This is a genomic window from Micromonospora sp. NPDC049903, from assembly GCF_044460945.1.
Classification (GTDB): domain Bacteria; phylum Actinomycetota; class Actinomycetes; order Mycobacteriales; family Micromonosporaceae; genus Micromonospora.
In genome coordinates this window covers 181,631-197,811 of the sequence record NZ_JBITKL010000009.1, presented here as the reverse complement: position 1 = coordinate 197,811, position 16,181 = coordinate 181,631, and the positions used below count along the sequence as shown (strand labels likewise).

General features: G+C 72.3%; 13 protein-coding genes. 8 read left to right on the top strand and 5 right to left on the bottom strand.

Annotated elements, in window-relative coordinates; genetic code table 11:
• Nucleotides 1-508: 508 nt before the first annotated feature.
• Genes ACIBO1_RS17000 through ACIBO1_RS16965 form a run of 8 tightly spaced genes read left to right on the top strand, consistent with a single transcriptional unit; the run spans nucleotide 509 to nucleotide 9,230 of the window.
• Entirely contained in the window at nucleotides 509-1,192 is a 684-nt protein-coding gene (locus tag ACIBO1_RS17000) for a GntR family transcriptional regulator (protein ID WP_396747185.1), read from the top strand.
• Entirely contained in the window at nucleotides 1,189-2,154 is a 966-nt protein-coding gene (locus ACIBO1_RS16995; protein ID WP_396747182.1) for a tripartite tricarboxylate transporter substrate binding protein, read from the top strand. Before ACIBO1_RS17000 ends, ACIBO1_RS16995 begins: the two co-directional genes overlap by 4 nt.
• On the top strand, nucleotides 2,154-2,648 hold the full coding sequence (locus tag ACIBO1_RS16990) for a tripartite tricarboxylate transporter TctB family protein (RefSeq protein WP_396747179.1): 495 nt from the start codon (nucleotides 2,154-2,156) through the stop codon (nucleotides 2,646-2,648). The genes ACIBO1_RS16995 and ACIBO1_RS16990 overlap by 1 nt, the downstream gene beginning before the upstream one ends.
• Nucleotides 2,645-4,177 (top strand): tripartite tricarboxylate transporter permease, encoded by a 1,533-nt coding sequence (locus ACIBO1_RS16985; protein ID WP_396747176.1) that lies wholly within the window; start codon nucleotides 2,645-2,647, stop codon nucleotides 4,175-4,177. The genes ACIBO1_RS16990 and ACIBO1_RS16985 overlap by 4 nt, the downstream gene beginning before the upstream one ends.
• Nucleotides 4,174-5,196 (top strand): exo-alpha-sialidase, encoded by a 1,023-nt coding sequence (locus tag ACIBO1_RS16980; RefSeq protein ID WP_396747173.1) that lies wholly within the window; start codon nucleotides 4,174-4,176, stop codon nucleotides 5,194-5,196. Before ACIBO1_RS16985 ends, ACIBO1_RS16980 begins: the two co-directional genes overlap by 4 nt.
• Nucleotides 5,193-6,062, top strand: coding sequence for a dihydrodipicolinate synthase family protein (locus ACIBO1_RS16975; protein ID WP_396747170.1), 870 nt, complete (start codon nucleotides 5,193-5,195; stop codon nucleotides 6,060-6,062). The genes ACIBO1_RS16980 and ACIBO1_RS16975 overlap by 4 nt, the downstream gene beginning before the upstream one ends.
• 36 nt (nucleotides 6,063-6,098) lie before the next feature.
• Entirely contained in the window at nucleotides 6,099-7,733 is a 1,635-nt protein-coding gene (locus ACIBO1_RS16970) for a fucose isomerase (RefSeq protein ID WP_396747167.1), read from the top strand.
• Nucleotides 7,734-9,230 (top strand): FGGY-family carbohydrate kinase, encoded by a 1,497-nt coding sequence (locus tag ACIBO1_RS16965; RefSeq protein ID WP_396747164.1) that lies wholly within the window; start codon nucleotides 7,734-7,736, stop codon nucleotides 9,228-9,230.
• Nucleotides 9,231-9,243: 13 nt separating this feature from the next.
• On the opposite strand, the gene ACIBO1_RS16960 is transcribed toward ACIBO1_RS16965, so the two are convergent.
• The 5 genes from ACIBO1_RS16960 to ACIBO1_RS16940 form a co-directional block, all read right to left on the bottom strand.
• The gene (locus tag ACIBO1_RS16960) at nucleotides 9,244-10,293 is read right to left on the bottom strand and encodes a hypothetical protein (RefSeq protein ID WP_396747161.1); all 1,050 of its coding nucleotides are present in this window, start codon (nucleotides 10,291-10,293) and stop codon (nucleotides 9,244-9,246) included.
• Nucleotides 10,290-11,372 carry a hypothetical protein gene (locus ACIBO1_RS16955; RefSeq protein ID WP_396747159.1) on the bottom strand — a complete coding sequence of 361 codons (1,083 nt, stop codon included), beginning with the start codon at nucleotides 11,370-11,372 and terminating at the stop codon, nucleotides 10,290-10,292. The genes ACIBO1_RS16960 and ACIBO1_RS16955 overlap by 4 nt, the downstream gene beginning before the upstream one ends.
• Nucleotides 11,372-13,027 carry a hypothetical protein gene (locus ACIBO1_RS16950; protein WP_396747157.1) on the bottom strand — a complete coding sequence of 552 codons (1,656 nt, stop codon included), beginning with the start codon at nucleotides 13,025-13,027 and terminating at the stop codon, nucleotides 11,372-11,374. The genes ACIBO1_RS16955 and ACIBO1_RS16950 overlap by 1 nt, the downstream gene beginning before the upstream one ends.
• Before the next feature lie 146 nt (nucleotides 13,028-13,173).
• Complete coding sequence (locus tag ACIBO1_RS16945) at nucleotides 13,174-14,415, bottom strand: cytochrome P450 (protein WP_396747154.1); 1,242 nt, start codon at nucleotides 14,413-14,415, stop codon at nucleotides 13,174-13,176.
• Nucleotides 14,416-14,693: 278 nt separating this feature from the next.
• A complete protein-coding gene (locus ACIBO1_RS16940) occupies nucleotides 14,694-15,815 on the bottom strand; it encodes a M14 family zinc carboxypeptidase (RefSeq protein ID WP_396747151.1) in 1,122 nt (373 codons plus the stop codon).
• Nucleotides 15,816-16,181 lie beyond the last annotated feature (366 nt).

The following is a 16,181-nucleotide window of genomic DNA, read 5'->3' as shown; positions in this document are numbered from 1 at the left end:
CTGGCCGACGTCTCCGACCCTCGGCCGACGCCGACGCCGACGCCTGCGCCGAGCTTCCACTCGTGCCGGCGAGCTGGCCGAGCGACTCGTGCGACTGCGGGGAAAGGCCGCTCGTCGTGGGCGGACCGGAACCGGTCGCGCCCGTACCCTGTCGCAATGTCTCTGCTGATCCGGCGTGACCTCGGGTCCACCGACGTGCGGTCGCGGGATCGCCGGTGGGGTCGGGCCCCTGGTGTGTCGGCAGCGACCACAGTGCGGGAACCGGTGGCCGGGTACGGCCCCGCCGTCCGCTGAGCGGGCCCGTGGCGGCCGTCGTGTTCCCGGCTACGCGCCTCATCCGGCCCGCTGTCGCCGCCGCCGCCAGTCGTCGCGGCGGCGTCCCCTCGTCCCGTCCGGGGCATCCACCAGGCGAAATGTCGGCAGGAAACATCGAGAAACTCGTTCGTCATCTTCCGTTGACCGTGGGATGAGTCGAGTGTTAACTGTTAACAGTTATCAGGAGGACAACGTGTTGGACGTCAGGCCGATCAGGGCGGAGTCCCTCGGCGAGAAGCTGGCCGGCGAGCTGCGCCGTCGCATCATCGTGGGCGACGTGCCGTCGGGCACCCGTCTCGTCGAGGAGGAGCTGGCCGATTCCTTCCAGGTCAGCAGGGGTCCGGTCCGCGACGCGATCCGCATCCTGCGGTCGGAGGGACTGGTCACCGGCTCCGGCCGCAACGCCGTCACCCGCTCGTTGAACGACGCCGACATCGAGGAGCTGATGGCCCTGCGGGAGTCGTTCGAGCTGCTGGCGGTGGAGCGGGCCATCACCGTCCGGCGCGACGTCCTCGCCCGTCAGTTGCGTACCGCGCTGGTCGACATGGACGCGGCCGTCACCGACCGTGACCCGGTCGCCTTCACGACCGCGGACATCCGGTTCCACAGCGCGTTCTTCGCCACCGCCGGGATGACCCGGCTCAGCGTCCTGTGGGACCAGTTCCGCCCCACCATCGAAGGTCTGCTGCACGCCTCCGGCAAGCGGCTGGCCGATCTCGCGCCCTCGGCGCGGGAGCACCACGACCTGGCCGGGCTGATCACTGCCGGCAAGGTCGCCGAGGTCAAGGCCGAGCTGCACCGACACCTGCAGACGACCTGCTCGCGGCTGCGTTCCGCGATCCCCCCGACCCCCGTCCAGAGAGAGAACGACCTATGAGATCACGCATGCTGCGCCTCGCCGCGTTGGCCGTCGCCGGCACCCTCGTGGTGACCGGCTGCGCCAACCGCGGCGGGAGCGAGACCGCCTCCGGCGAGAACTTCCCGGAGAAGGACCTCACCCTCGTCGTGCACGCCGCCGCCGGTGGCGGCTCCGACCTCACCGCCCGCACGCTGGCCAAGGAACTGGAAGCGGACCTCGGGCGGTCGATCGTGGTGGAGAACCGGACCGGTGGCGGGGGACGGGTGGGCCTGACCTACCTCAAGGGCCGTCCCGCCGACGGGTACTCGATCGGCTTCATCCCGGTCGAGGTGGCGATGCTCGGGCACCAGGGCGCCGACATCACCCCGGAGCAGTTCACCGTCCTCGGGCAGGTGATGAACGCGCCGGCCACGCTGTCGGTGCCGACGAACAGCCCGTACCAGAGCCTCGACGACCTGCTGGCTGCGGCGAAGCGCGAGCCGGGCACGATCACCGTGTCGAACTCCGGTGCCGGCGCCATCTGGGAGGCCGCCACCCTCGCCCTGGGCGAGGCGGCCGGTGCGACCTTCAAGCCGGTGCCGTACGACGGCGGCGCGCCGGCCGTGGCCGCCGGGGTCTCCGGCGAGGTCCAGGCCGTGATGGCCGGCGTGAGCGAGTCTGCCGCCGCGGCCGGAAACAACCAGCTGCGCATCCTTGCGGTGCTGGCCCCGGAGCGGGTCTCCTCGCTGCCGGAGGTGCCCACCGCCACGGAGCAGGGCGTCGACGTGGTCATCGGTGGCTGGGGCCTGATGGGCGCCCCCGCCGGCCTGCCCGACGAGGTCCGGCAGCGCCTCGCCGACGCCGTCCGCAAGGCCGCTTCCTCGGAGGCGTTCAAGGACGTGATGACCAAGGCCGGCAACACGCCGCTGGCGACCTCGCCGGACGAGGCCAGCCAGTTCGCCAAGACCGAGTACGACCGCTTCGGCCAGATCTACGGCTGATGGCTATCCACCACCCGCCGATCCAGGGTGATCACGGTGCCGCCGCGCGTTGGCGCGCGGCGGCACCGGGGATGGTCTTCCTGGTGCTGGGCGCCGTGTTCCTGTGGCTGGCCCGCTCGATCGAGCTGCCCGCCCGGGCCCTGGCGGTGAGTCCCCGCATCTGGCCGGAGACGCTCGCCATCGGGATCATCGGCCTGTCGGCCCTGCAGATCGTCCTCGCCTTCGTCACCACGCCCGCCGTGGCCGACGACGAGGACGAGGACGGGCCGGCCACCCGCTCGGGGATCGTCCGGGTGGTCGGCTTCGTCGCGGCCACGCTCGCCTTCGGGGTGCTCTGGTACTACCTGCACTTCCTCGTCTCCGGACTGATCTTCGTCGCCGCGCTCACCTGGATCGCCGGGGGCCGGGGGATCAAGGACCTGCTGTTCTTCCCCGCCGGGGTGACCGTGGTGATCTACGGCCTGTTCGGCCTGCTGCTGAGGGTGCCGCTGTGAACGCGCTCGTCGAGGGCTTCGGTGCCCTCCTCTCCGTCCAGATGCTGCTCTGCGTCCTGGCGGGCGCCGCGATCGGCATGCTCGTCGGCGCGTTCCCGGGCATCACCGCCACCATGGCGGTCGCCCTGGCCAGCGCCTTCACCCTGACCATGGATCCGCTGCCCGGCCTGGCCGTGCTGCTGACCATCCTGATCGGCGCGCAGTTCGGCGACCGGGTCCCGGCCATCCTGATCAACACTCCGGGCACTCCGGCGTCGATCGCCACCACCTTCGACGGCTACGCCATGGCCAAGCAGGGCAAGGCCGGCCTGGCGCTGACCTCGTCGGCCTTCGCCTCGGCGGTCGGCGGTTTCGTCGGCATCGCGGTGCTGATGGTCGCCGCGATCCCGCTGAGCACGGTGGCCATGCGCTTCGGCTCGCCGGAGATGTTCGCGCTGGTGGTCTTCGGTCTCACCATGATGATCGAGGTCTCCGGCCGTCAGCTCGTCAAGGGCCTCATCGCCGGTCTGTTCGGCCTGGCGCTGGGCACCGTCGGCCGGGACCCGATGGACGGCTCGGACCGGCTGACCTTCGGCATCCCGCAACTGGTCGAGGGGATCCCGTTCATCGCGGTGATCATCGGTCTGTTCGGCATCGCCGAGGTGTTCAGCCAGATGATCTCGCGTCGTCACAGCAAGCAGAAGGCGATCACCAGCTTCGGCCGCTGGTGGCCGACCAAGCAGGAGACCCGGCAGATGGTCAAGCCGATCGCGGTCGGCTCCTCCGTCGGCACGGTGGTCGGCGTGCTGCCCGCCGTCGGCGGGGACATCGGCGGGATCGTCGCCTGGAACCAGGCCAAGCGGGTCTCCAAGGAGCCGGAGAAGTTCGGCAAGGGCTCCCTGGAAGGGCTCACCGCCGCCGACGGCTCCTCCAACGCCGGTGTCGGCGGGTCCGTGCTCACCACGCTGGCCCTCGGCGTACCGGGCGACTCGGTGATGGCGGTGATGCTCGGCTCGATGATCATCTGGGGCATCCAGCCCGGCCCGGGCCTGTTCACCTCGCAACCGGACCTGGTCTACTCGATCGCCGGCATCATGTTCTTCGCCACCGTGCTGACGCTGGGGCTGAGCCTGCTGCGCATGCGCGGCGTCGCCAAGCTGCTGGAGCTGCCCAGCCGGTTCCTGTGGACGGTGATCCTGGCCTTCTGCATCGTCGGCACGTACGCGGTGAACAACAGCGTCTTCGACGTCGGCGTCATGGTCCTGTTCGGCGTACTCGGACTGCTGCTGCGCCGGTACGGCTTCCCGGCCGGCCCGATCGTGCTCGGCCTGATCCTCGGCCCGCTGGCCGAACGCAACTTCCGCCGGTCGATGGAGCTGGGCGGGCTGGAGACCATCTACACCAGCCCGATCGCGGTGGGCCTGCTCGTGCTGGCCGTGCTGGCCGTGGCGGTGCCCCGCATCCGCAGCCGGATGAAGGCGCGCCGGCAGGACCCCACCGACCGCGACACCCCGACCGATCCGCCGGTCCCCGCCGGAGCGAGCCGGTGACGGCACGACACTTCGTGGTCCGGGACGTCCCCGGCCAGTGCCACGGCAGCACCGTCTGCGTCACCGAGGACACCTTCGTGGTCGCCTGGTTCCAGGGCGACCACGAAGGAGCCGCCGACTCGCGGATCTGGCTCAGCCGGGGGACCGACGACCGGTGGAGCGCCCCGACGGTGGTCAGCGGCGACCTGGCGCCCTGCTGGAACCCGGTGCTGCACCGGCGTACCGGCGGGGACCTGGTCTGCTGGTTCAAGGTCGGCGCGACCATCTCGACCTGGGTGACCCACCAGGTCGTCTCCACCGACGGCGGCCGGACCTGGTCGACGCCCCGACCGCTCGGCGACGCCGAGCCCGGCGGCCGGGGACCGGTCCGCACCCCGCCGCTGCGCCTGCGCTCCGGTCGACTGCTCGCCGGGGCCTCCACCGAAACGTGGGGCGAGCGCCCCCGATGGGACTGCTTCGTCGAGCGCAGCGACGACGACGGCTACACCTGGCAGCGCTCCCCGGACATCCGGCTCGACCACGCCACCTTCCCCGGCGCGGGCGCCATCCAGCCCGCGCTCTGGCAGACCCCGACCGGCGAGGTACGCCTGCTGGCCCGCAGCACCGCCGGTCGGCTCGTCACCGCCACCAGCGTCGACGACGGCCGCACCTGGTCGCCCGGCTCGCTGTCCACCGTGCCGAACAACAACTCCGGCATCGCGGTGACCCGCCTCGGCGACCACGTCCACCTGGCCCACAACCCCACCACCGGGGACTGGGCCAGCCGGGCGCCCCTGACCGTCTCCGTCTCCACCGACGAGGGGCAGACCTTCCGGCCCTGGCTGACCCTGGAGAAGTCGCTCGGCGAGACGGCGGACGAGGGCTACCGGCCCGCCGACTCGGGAGTGCGGACCACCGGAAGCAACGAGTTCTCGTACCCCTGCCTGATCCCCGTCGGGGACCGGCTCGCTGTGACGTACACCTGGCAGCGGCGCGGCATCGTGCTCGCCCTGCTCGATCCCTCGGAGCACATCTCATGACCACCGCCAACCTGATCAGCGCCGTACCGACCCTGTTCGCCCCCGACGGCGCGGTCGACCTGACGGCCACCCGGGCGGCCTACGACCAACTCGCCGCGCACCCCGTCGACGGGGTGTTCGTGGCCGGCACCACCGGTGAGTTCACCACCCTCACGGACGACGAGCGGCTGGAGGTCGCCGCCGCCGCCAACGACGCCTTCGGGCCCGAGCGCACCTACTGGCACGTCGGGCACGCCAGCACCCACCAGGCGGTACGCCTCACCCGCGCGGCCGTCGACCGGGGAGCGGCCCGGCTCGCGGCGCTCACCCCGCACTACTTCCCGGCCACCGAGCGCGCTCTGCTCGACTACTACGAGGCGGTGGTGGCCGCCGCCGCCGGACGGCCGGTGTACGCGTACCTCTTCACCGCCCGGACCACCACGACGGTCTCGCCACGGTCGCTGGCCCGGCTCGCCGAGACCGGACTGGCGGGCGTGAAGATCAGCGGCGAGCCGACCCGGGTGCTGGCCGAGTACCTCGCCGCGCTCGGCGACCGGGACCTGCCGGCGTACTCCGGTGCCGACGCGGAGTTCACCGAGGTCGTCGCGGCCGGCGGCGCCGGAGTGGTCTCCGGGGTCAGCTCGGCGCTGCCGGCACCCTTCCTGGCGGTCCGGGACGCCCTGCGCAGCGGGGACGCCGACGCGCTCGCGGTGGCCCGGGAACGGTCGCTGCGGGCGGTGGCCGCCACCCGGCAGGGCAACCTCGCCCACCTCAAGGCCGTCCTCGAACTGCGCGGGCTGCCGGCCGGCGGAATGCGTGCCCCGCTCGACCCGATCTCGGCCGACGACCGTCGCGCGCTCGAAGCCGACGTCGCCGACCTGCTCTGACCCCCGACACCGCCGCCTCACTCCAAGGAGCCCCGCGTGAGCAGCTACGCCTTTCCCGAGTTGACCGACCAGCCCGTGGCCGAGCCCGGCGTGGTCTGGACCGTCGCCAGCGGCGACCTGCGGCCCAGTGCCAACGTCACCTGCTGGCCGGTGCAGCGGCAGTTCGAGGCCGACCTGGAGCGGGCGGTCACCGCCCTGGGCCACCGGGTGCAGCGGGCACACCCGGTCGACGACACCGCCGGGCACGGCTTCATCGCCAGCCAGCGCCAGGGCATCGAGGTGTTCAAGTCGATCCCGCCGGACGCGCCGCTGATCGTCGCCGAGGCGGTCTGGCAGTACAGCCACCACGTGCTGGCCGGGCTGCGCACCCACCGGGGCCCGATCCTGGTGGTGGCGAACTGGAGCGGTGAGTTCCCCGGCCTGGTCGGCCTGCTCGGCCTGACCGCCAGCCTCACCAAGGCGGGCGTGGCGCACTCCATCCTGTGGAGCGAGAAGTTCACCGACGACTGGGCGGTGTCGCGGCTGCGTACCTGGCTGGAGACCGGGAAGCTGGAGCACGACCAGAGCCACGTACGGGACCTGCCGGAGCTGCCGGCCACCGAGGAGGTACGGCTCGGTCGGGCGCTCGCGGCGCAGCTCGTCCGGGACAAGGCCATCATCGGCGTCTTCGACGAGGGCTGCATGGGCATGTACAACGCCATCATCGACGACGAGCTGCTCAACCCGCTCGGCGTCTACAAGGAACGGCTGTCGCAGAGCGCCCTGGTCGCCGAGATGGCGACGGTCACCGACGCCGAGGCGCAGGCCGTACGGGACTGGCTGGACGCGGCCGGGTTCACCTTCCACACCGGCACCAACGAGGCCACCGAGCTGACCGACGCCCAACTGCACAGCCAGTTCACGATGTACGTGGCCGTGCTGCGCATCGCCGACGACTTCGGCCTGGACGCGGTCGGCATCCAGTACCAGCAGGGGCTCAAGGACGTCGTACCCGCCAGCGACCTGGTCGAGGGGCTGCTGAACAACGTCTCCCGCCCGCCGGTGACCAGCCGCGACGGTGCCCGGGAACTCTACGCCGACGCGCCGTTGCCGCACTTCAACGAGGTCGACGAGGGTGTCGCGGTGGACTCCCTGGTGACCAACCGGATCTGGACCGCGATGGGGCTGGACCCGGCGACCACCCTGCACGACATCCGTTGGGGCGAGGAGTACGACGGCCGGTTCGTCTGGGTCATGGAGATCTCCGGCTCGGTCCCGGCCTCGCACAACGGCGGCTACGACAAGAGCTGGAGCATGCGGCAGCCGCCGATGTACTTCCCGCTCGGCGGCGGCACCCTCAGCGGCGTGTCCAAGCCGGGGGAGATCGTCTGGTCCCGGGTCTTCATCGCCGACGGCGTCCTCCACGTCGACCTGGGTCGGGGCAGCGCGGTGGAGTTGCCGGCCGAGGAGACCCAGCGACGCCTCGACGCCACCACCCCGCAGTGGCCGATCATGCACGCCGTGCTGCACGGCGTCGACCGTGACCAGTTGATGGCCCGTCACAAGGCCAACCACCTCAACGTGGTGTACGCCCCGGACGCCGCCACCGCCGACCGGGCGCTCGCCGCCAAGGCCGCCATGTTCGCCGAACTGGGCCTGGCGGTGCACCTCTGCGGTGAGGTGAACCTGTAGATGGCACCGTTGCTGATCGGCATCGACCTGGGCACCGGGAGCAGCAAGGGTGTGCTCACCGACGCCGCTGGGCAGGTGCTGGCCACCGCCGTCCGCCCCCGGCCCCGGTCGATGTCGCTGCCCCGGCCGGGCTGGGCGGAGGTCGACGCCGAGGCGGTCTGGTGGGCCGACGTGGTGTCCATCGCCGCCGAGCTGACCGCCGCCGCCCAGGGCGCGCGGATCGCGGCGGTCTGCGTCAGCGGTGTCGGCCCCTGCCTGGTGCTTTGCGACGAGCGGGACCAGCCGGTCCGGCCGGCGATCCTCTACGGCATCGACATGCGGGCCACCGCCGAGATCGCCGAGTTGACCGAGCGCTTCGGCGCCGAGGAGGTGCTGCACCGGTCGGCCACCCCGATCACCACCCAGGCGGTCGGCCCCAAGGCGCTCTGGGTACGCCGCCACGAACCCCAGGTGTGGGAGCGGGCCACCCGGTGGTACAACTCCAGTTCGTACGTGGTGCGGAAGCTGACCGGCGAGTACGTCCTCGACCACCACACCGCCAGCCAGTCCGTGCCGCTGTACGACATCGAGGCCCGGCAGTGGCACCGGCCCTGGTACGACGAGATCATGGGTGACCTGCCCGCGCCCCGACTGGCCTGGTCCGCGGAGATCGTCGGCGAGGTGACCCCGGAGGCGGCCGAGGCGACCGGGCTGCCGGTGGGCACGCCGGTCTGCGCCGGCACCGTGGACGCCTGGGCCGAGTCGGTCAGCGTCGGCGTCCGCCGCCCCGGCGACCTGATGCTGATGTACGGCTCCACCATGTTCTTCGTCCAGCAACTCCGGGGCGTGGCCCGGCATCCGCAGCTCTGGAACACCGTCGGGGTGGCTCCGGACTCGTACTGCCTCGCGGCCGGCATGGCCACCTCCGGCAGCCTCACCACCTGGCTGCGCGACCTGGTGGGCGAGGTGCCGTTCGAGACGCTGGTCGAGGAGGCGGCGGCGGTGCCGCCGGGCGCGGACGGCCTGCTGTTGCTGCCGTACTTCGCCGGGGAACGGACCCCGATCTTCGACCCGGACGCCCGGGGCGTGATCGCCGGACTGACCCTGCGGCACGGGCGGGGACACCTGTTCCGCGCCGGGTACGAGGGGATCGCCTTCGGCATCCGGCAGATCCTGGAACTGCTGGACACTCCGGAGAACCCGGTCGCGCGGCTGGTCGCGGTGGGCGGCGGCACCCAGGGCGGACTCTGGACCCGGATCGTCAGCGATGTCACCGGCCGGGAGCAGGAGGTGCCGGAGGTGACCATCGGGGCCAGCTACGGTGACGCCCTGCTGGCCGCGATCGGTGCCGGTCTGGCCGCCCCGGACACCGACTGGACCCGGCCCGGGCAGATCGTGCGCCCCGATCCCTCGGTGGCCGCCACCTACGACGGCCTCTACGCCGGCTACACCTCGCTGTACCGCAACACCCGGGCCGAGGTGCACGCCCTCGCGCGGTTGCAGGGCGGTGGCGGGTAGGCGGCCGGGTCGGTCAGGCGCCGGCCGGGCAGCACCTGCCCTCGGGTGACGGCGTCCGCAGGTCGACGCGGATCGCCTCCAGGAGCACTCCGGTCGCCTGCTCGACCACGACGGGGGAGCGGGCCCGCAGCGGGTCGGCCGGGCCGGGCGTGGCCGGCGGCAGCGGGACCAGGGTGCAGTCCGTGACCACCACGTCGCGGTACTCCAGCACCCGCACCGAGTGGTCGATCTCGCTGCGGCCCCAGCCCGCGATCCGCACCGCGTACAACGGTCCGTTCCAGGCGACGTGGGCACGCGACACCCGGATGCGCTCGCCGATCGAAGCGCCGTGCGCCCGGTGGAAGCGGTCGGTGTTGTCGCCGGGCAGCAGCCGGAAACCGATCTCCACCTCCGACAGGCAGGCCCGGTCCACCTCGACGTCGTGCACGGAGCTGAGGTAGAAGCCCTCGAAGGCGTCGGAGACCCGCAGGTCGGAGATGGTGACGTGGTGGGGGTGGTAGGAGGGTCCGCTGATCGAGTCGACCCCCGTGCCGACCGCTCCCCAGTGCACGGCGACGCCGGTGCAGCCGCCTACGATCGTCACGTCGGAGACGACGACGTCGCGGACCGCGCCGACCAGGGCGACGCAGTTGGCCGACCGGGTGCCGGGGCGCTCCACCCGGACACCCTCGATCCGGACGTCGGAGATCCACTCCGTCTCGGCCGGATAGAGGTACCTGCCGACGGTGACCGCGGTGCCCCGGTCGCCGCCGTGCGCTCCGGGGGCACACGGCGGCGGGCGCAGACCGATGTCCCGCACGGTGACCCGCGAGCCGAGTACGTGGATCAGCGGCTCACCGTCCGACGCGGACGAGGTCAGCCAGGTCCGGACGGTCCGGTCCGTACGCGGCGCGCCGGCCAGGGTCCAGCCGTCGCCGACGACCAGTCCCCGGTCGAGCGGGTAGGTGCCGGCCGGCAACCGCAGCGTGCCGCCGGATCCGGACGCCAGGGTCCGTTCCACGGCGACCCGGTTGGCCGTCGCGTCGTCGGTGAGCACCAGGTCGTGGCCGGGGGAGTCGGTCACGTCCACTCCAGTTCGACGACCCGGCAGACGACCTCGCAGACCCGTCGGCGCACCGCGGTGGCGGCGGGCTCGTCCACCCCGATCAGCACCGGGCCGGGCGTCGTCCGGGTGACCACCACGTCGAGCGTGTCGGCGCCGTCGGCGGTCACCGCCACCCGGCAGTCGCCGCCGTCGAGCAGGTTCACGGCGCGTACGCGGAGCTGCTCCAGGCGCGGTGGCCCGGTGAACGGCGACGCCTCGAACAACGCGTACCCGGCCCCGCGCTGCGCCACCCGGACCGCCTTCAACACCGTCTGCGCCCTGCCACGACGCATCCACGCCCGGCGGGGGTCACGGATCGCGGACGGGGCCACCGAGGCGGTGGTCACCCGGAGCCGACACCGCACCGTGGTGGCGTCCGCGTTGACCACGACGTATCCGGTCCGGGCGTGGCCCTCGCCGCGCCCGCGCGCCCCCACCAGACCACCGGCGCTGGCGAGCCCGGCGTGCTGGGCGGCCTGCCCGGTCACCCGACCCGTGGGGCCGGGCGGCTCGACGTCGTCGATCGCGGCGACCTCCACCTGGTTGATCCGCACACCGACCGCCGCCAGCGCGCTGAGCGACGGGGACGCCCACGCCGGCAGCGTCGCGTCCGCCACCTCGACGATCAGCAGCTCGTCCGCGCCGACCTCGTCCGCGCCCAGGTCGAACTCGACCCAGGCGTGCGCCTCGACCATCCGCAACCGGCCGCGCTGGCGGCTGATCAGGGCCGCGACCCGGTCGGTGCCCTGCGCCCGGACCATCACCAGGCGGGGCAGCTCACGGACGCCCCGGGACGGTGCGGCCACCCGGGACCAGGACGTCTGCGAGGCGCCGTCGACGTGCAGGTCGACGCGGACGCGGACCGGCCGACCGTCGGTGCGGACCTTGAGCACGACCGCGCCGGACGCGCCCTGGACCCGCCCCAGGATCGCGACGCCCCGGGCCATCCGGTCGGCGACCAGCACCTCGGAGTCCGCGCCAGAGGCGAACAGCGCGGGCAGCCCGCGCGGTGCGGCCGGCTCGTCGAACTCGGTGGCGAACCACGTGCCGACGGCCACTACCGGACTCCTTCCGGCACCCGCAGGTCCGTCCGGGTCAACACCGGCTCGCGTCGGGTCCACATCCGCTCGACCGCGTCGAACAGTGGATCCGCGTCGCTCTCGATGTGCCGGAACGCGGTCTGCACCGCCTTGAGCAGGTATCCGGCGGGCCACACCTCCCAGTGCGGCACCTGCGGGGTGACCAGGTCGGTGGCGCTGCGATAGAACCACAACCAGAGCCGCGCCCGGTCGACCTGCTCGACCGAGATCAGCTCCTGCCCACCGCAGAGACCGGTGATCGCCGCGTCGAGCGCCTTCGCGTACGCCTCCGGGTCCTCCACCACAGTGGACAGACCGCACTCGCTCCACTCGGACCAGCCCGCCTGGATCACCGGGATCCCGTACGCGGGCAACTCGTTGCTCACGCTGCCGCGAACGGTGACGCCCAGGTCGACCAGACTCCAGAGGCCGTTCTTGCTCAGCTCGCTGCTGGGCTGGAACACCATGTGCTTGTGCCGGCCGTAGCGGGCGGCCACCGAGTCGAAGAAGCCGGTGCTGTCGTAGCGGAACTGACTCGGGTGGTCCTGGAACAGCCACTGCACCTCGGTGCTGGTGCTCGCGTACCGCGCGGTCTGCTCGAACCAGTCGGCCAGGGTGGGGAAGGACTGGTGGTTGGTGCCGGGGGCGTCGGAGACCGCGTGGTTGAACACCGCCACCACCGGCCGGGCCGGGTCGAAGCCCAGCCGCGCCGCGAAGTGCGTCCGTAACCGGGCGCGTTCCGCGCTGTTGCTGATGTCGACGGAGGCGCTCGCGCCGCCGCGCCACCAGCTCGGCCGACCCAGGTTGACCTTCGACCGCCAGGCCACCAGCTCCGCGTTGCGTCGTACCTCGCCGCGCCGCGTCCAGACCCGTTCGGCGAAGAAGCTGCCGATCTGGTGGGTGAGTTCACCCCGGAAGGTGTACCGGCCGGTGTCCGCCTCCGGGAACAGCGCGTACGCCTTGAGGCATCCGGTCTGCTGGGTGTGCACCACCGGTACGCCGGCCCGCCGCGCCGAGTCCACCGCGAGACCCCAGTGGTCGTAGTCGACGTGGCTGGTCACCAGCGCCACCACCGAACCGCTGCCGAGCAGGGCGTCGTAGCTGGACGAGATGGCCCGGGCCAACGCCTCCCGCCGCCGGTAGCGCGGGTCGGCGCCGGGGTCCTCGGGCGGGCGGGGCCGCTTGGTCACCCGGCAGTAGGTGGCGCTGACGAACTCGGCCAGCGTGTCCGCGCCGATCGACGGGCCGGGCGTCAACCGCCTGCCGAACAGCTCCACCGGCACCTGCTCGGGCGTGCCCGACCGGGCCGGCCCCTCGACGAGCCGATAGAGGTCCACCACCTCGGTCGCGCCGTACGCCCGGGCGAGACGCTCGACGAGCTTCACGTCGAACTCGGTCCACAGCGCCTCGTGCCACATCTGCTCGACGCCGGTGACGACGACGAGCTGGGCGGGCACGATCCGGCGGATCGCGTTGGCGACCGCCAGGTTGCGCATCGCCACCCGGATGTCCTGGTGGAACACCTCGACGACGAGGTACCGCTCCGACGACGCGGCGCCGACGTTCTTGCGCCAGTAGACAGCGGCGGAGTCGAGGAACGCCTCGAACTCCTTCTTGTCAGCCCCGAGCCACACCCGAAACCCGTCCTTCTCCCGATACGTGAGTCGGCGTCGGACGCTACGGCCACGGTACGCACGGGAGCCGAACGGACGGTAGCCGGCCGGTGAAGAACCCCGATCCGGCGCGGCGGGCGCCGGGCGGGCGTGCGGGACCCCGTCGCTCAGTCGGACGGCCCCGCCACCGCGAGCACCACACCGCTCACCGGCCGGGTCGGGATGCGGTGCAGCGGGATGTCCAGGTCCTGATCCGGGACCCGGTAGTCGAGGCGGGCCAGCCGGACGGCGAGCGCACCCAGCAGCGCGACGGTGATCTGCTCACCCGGGCAGCGGTGGCCGGTGCGGGGATCGCCGCCGCCCTGCGGGACCAGGTCGAACGGGCCGATCTCCCGGTCGACGAAGCGGTCCGGGTCGAACCGGTACGGGTCCTTCCACAGCCGGGCGTCGTGGTTCTGGCCGTACAGGTCGAGCAGCACGATGGCGCCGCTCGGGATGTCGGTGCCCCGCCAGCTCAGGTCGGTCGCCGCGCGCCCGCCGACGAAGGGCGCGAACGGGTAGAAGCGGCGGACCTCGTGGGCGAACGCCTCGACGAAGGCGGGCTCCGCCGCGCGCAGCCGGTCCCGGTGCGCGGGCCACCGGTGCAGGGCGTGCCCGGCGAAGGCCACGAACCAGGTGATCGCCACCGTCGGCCGGATGATGTTGAGCAACTCCACTGCGGCGGTCTTCGGATCGAGCAGCCGCCCGTCGCTGTCCTCGTGCGCGGCCACCGCCGCCAGCGCCGAGCCCTCCGGCACGGCGGCTTCGCCCCGGCGTACCCGGTCGACGAGATCGCCGAACAGGCGTTCGAGGCGTCCCCGGGAGCGACGGGCCCGCCAGTGCCGTGGCCCGGCGGTGGCGAAGCCGTCCACCTCGGCGACCAGGTTCGCGGCGAGTTCCGGCACGTCCCGGTCGTCCACCGGGACCCCGGTCCAGTCGCAGACCGCGCGGGTCAACACCTCGGCGGTCTCCGTGAACAGCACCACCCGCCGACCCGCCCAGGACCGCGCGGCCTCGTCCCAGGCCACCTCGGTCCGGGTCACCAGCCCGTCGAACCCGCCGCTCATCAGCAGCGAGGTGAACATCGCCTTACGCACCCGGTGCGGCTCACCGTCGAGGGTGTGCACCGCCCCCTTGCCGAACAGCGTGCCGCGGATCGGTTCCGGGATCGCCCCGTGCCGCCGGATGTGGCGCTCGTCGTAGAAGAAGCGGGCCGCGTCGGGGCCGTGCAGCGCCACGGCGGTCTGGCCCATCAGACGGGTACGCACCACGTCCGTCTGATCCGCACGCAGGCGGTTCGGCAGCCACCCGTAGCCCTGGATCGCGAGTGTCAGGGTGTCGTCCACGCGGTGCAGCAGGTCAGTCGGCATACCGGTGGTCCTGCCCGTTCACCCGATGGTCAAACCGGCCCCGCCCGACACGAACGGGGCGGCCGGCACCGGCACGGCGCACGCGTCGGTGGACCGATCCGCCCGGCTGACCCGGTTTGGTGCGGGGGAGAGCGGGTAGGGCCGCGGACACGGGGCGGTGCAGGCGCACCTGCTTGCGATCGCCCTCGTCCCGGGACGGTCAGGTCGACGCGACGACGGTGGTCCACGCTCCGGCACCGGAGCGTGGACCACCGCCGGGTCAGCGATCGCGTCGAAGATCAGAACTCACACTGCTGGGGGAACTTGGCGCAGGTGGAGATCGAGGCACCCCGGGCCGGGATGTCGCTCCACCGGTCGGCGTCCACGCCGGCCAGCGAGCCGTCGCTGAACGAGTTGACGATGGCCCAGAGCCCGTCGACGTTCTGCTTGATGAGGTAGCCGCTGCTCTTGTGGCCGATGCCGCCGCGCGACTCGAAGAACATCGCGTTGCTGCGCCAGTTGGCGTACTCGCCGCGCGGCCCGGGGGCGTTGAGCATGGCGGCGGAGGTGACGCCCTCCGGGATGTTGATGTACGGGTAGCGGGTCACGTTGACCACACCGCTGCGACCCGCCGCGTCCGCGGCCACCACACCCATCCGACGGACGGTGTCCCACTGCTGCGAGGTCAGCATGCCGGGGTCGAGGGAGATGCCGACCGAGAACGTGGTCATCTCGTCGGTGTCACCGACGACGTACGTGCCCTGGTGGTGCAGGTCGATGATGTGGTGCGGCTTGAAGTCGGCCCAGACGTACCAGAACGCCTGCGACTCGACGGCACGGTGCCGGGTGTAGTTGGCGTAGGTCTGCTCGGACAGCGGCGCCTGACCGAGACCGGCCCGGACCGCGTTGAGCCGGTCGAAGATCGGCCGGTCCACACCCCAATCGCGGTTGAGGTCGACGTTCTGGACGCTGTCCTGCCGCCGGTACGCCTCGGAACCGTCCGGGTTGTAGATCGGGACGACCGCGAAGCTGACCTGCTGCAACACCTCCCGCGCGTGCTTACCGCCGGAGACGAGCGTCTTCAGGAAGTCCAGCGAGGCCTCGGCGCCGTACGGCTCGTTGCCGTGGATTCGGCCCTGGATCCAGATCCGGGTGCTTCCGGTGCCGATGAAGGCGACCTCGAGCGGGCGGCCCTGGCCGCTGCGGCCGACCTCCTGCACCCTTAGGGCGCCCTTGCTGCGGGCCTGCAACGCGTGCAGCTCGGCCGAGACCTCGGCGGCGCTGAGCATCGAGGAGCGGTTGACGGTCTCCTGGTTCGGCGGTACGAACGGCCCGTTCGCCTGGGCGACCCCGGGCACGACCATCGGGGCGAGGAGGAGCGCGGCGGCGAGGAGGACATGCCGGCGACGTGGTCTGGACACTGGGTGACGTCCCTTCTGAGGTGGTCGCGGTAGCGTCCAGCAAGACGATCGTGTGCGACTCCGCGCGCCTGTTCGCGCCGCTGTGCTGGCTGGGCTGCGACCTTCCTGGTCGGAAGGCTCCGCGGTGCGCCCATTCAACAAGGGGGCGTTTTCGCAGGTCAAGGGTGGTGGGCAAGTTCCGTCGTCTGTTCAGGGTCGGGCGCCCGCGGCTCCGTCGAATGTCCTACGAGGCCGGAGCTGCGGCACCTGCCGACGGGTACGCCGGTGGCGGGCCCCCCCCGGCCGGGGGGGGCCCCCCCGCCCCCCCCCCCCGCCCCCCCCCCCCCCCCGGGCGGGGGGAAAAAATTGGGGCCCGTTAGCCCCCCG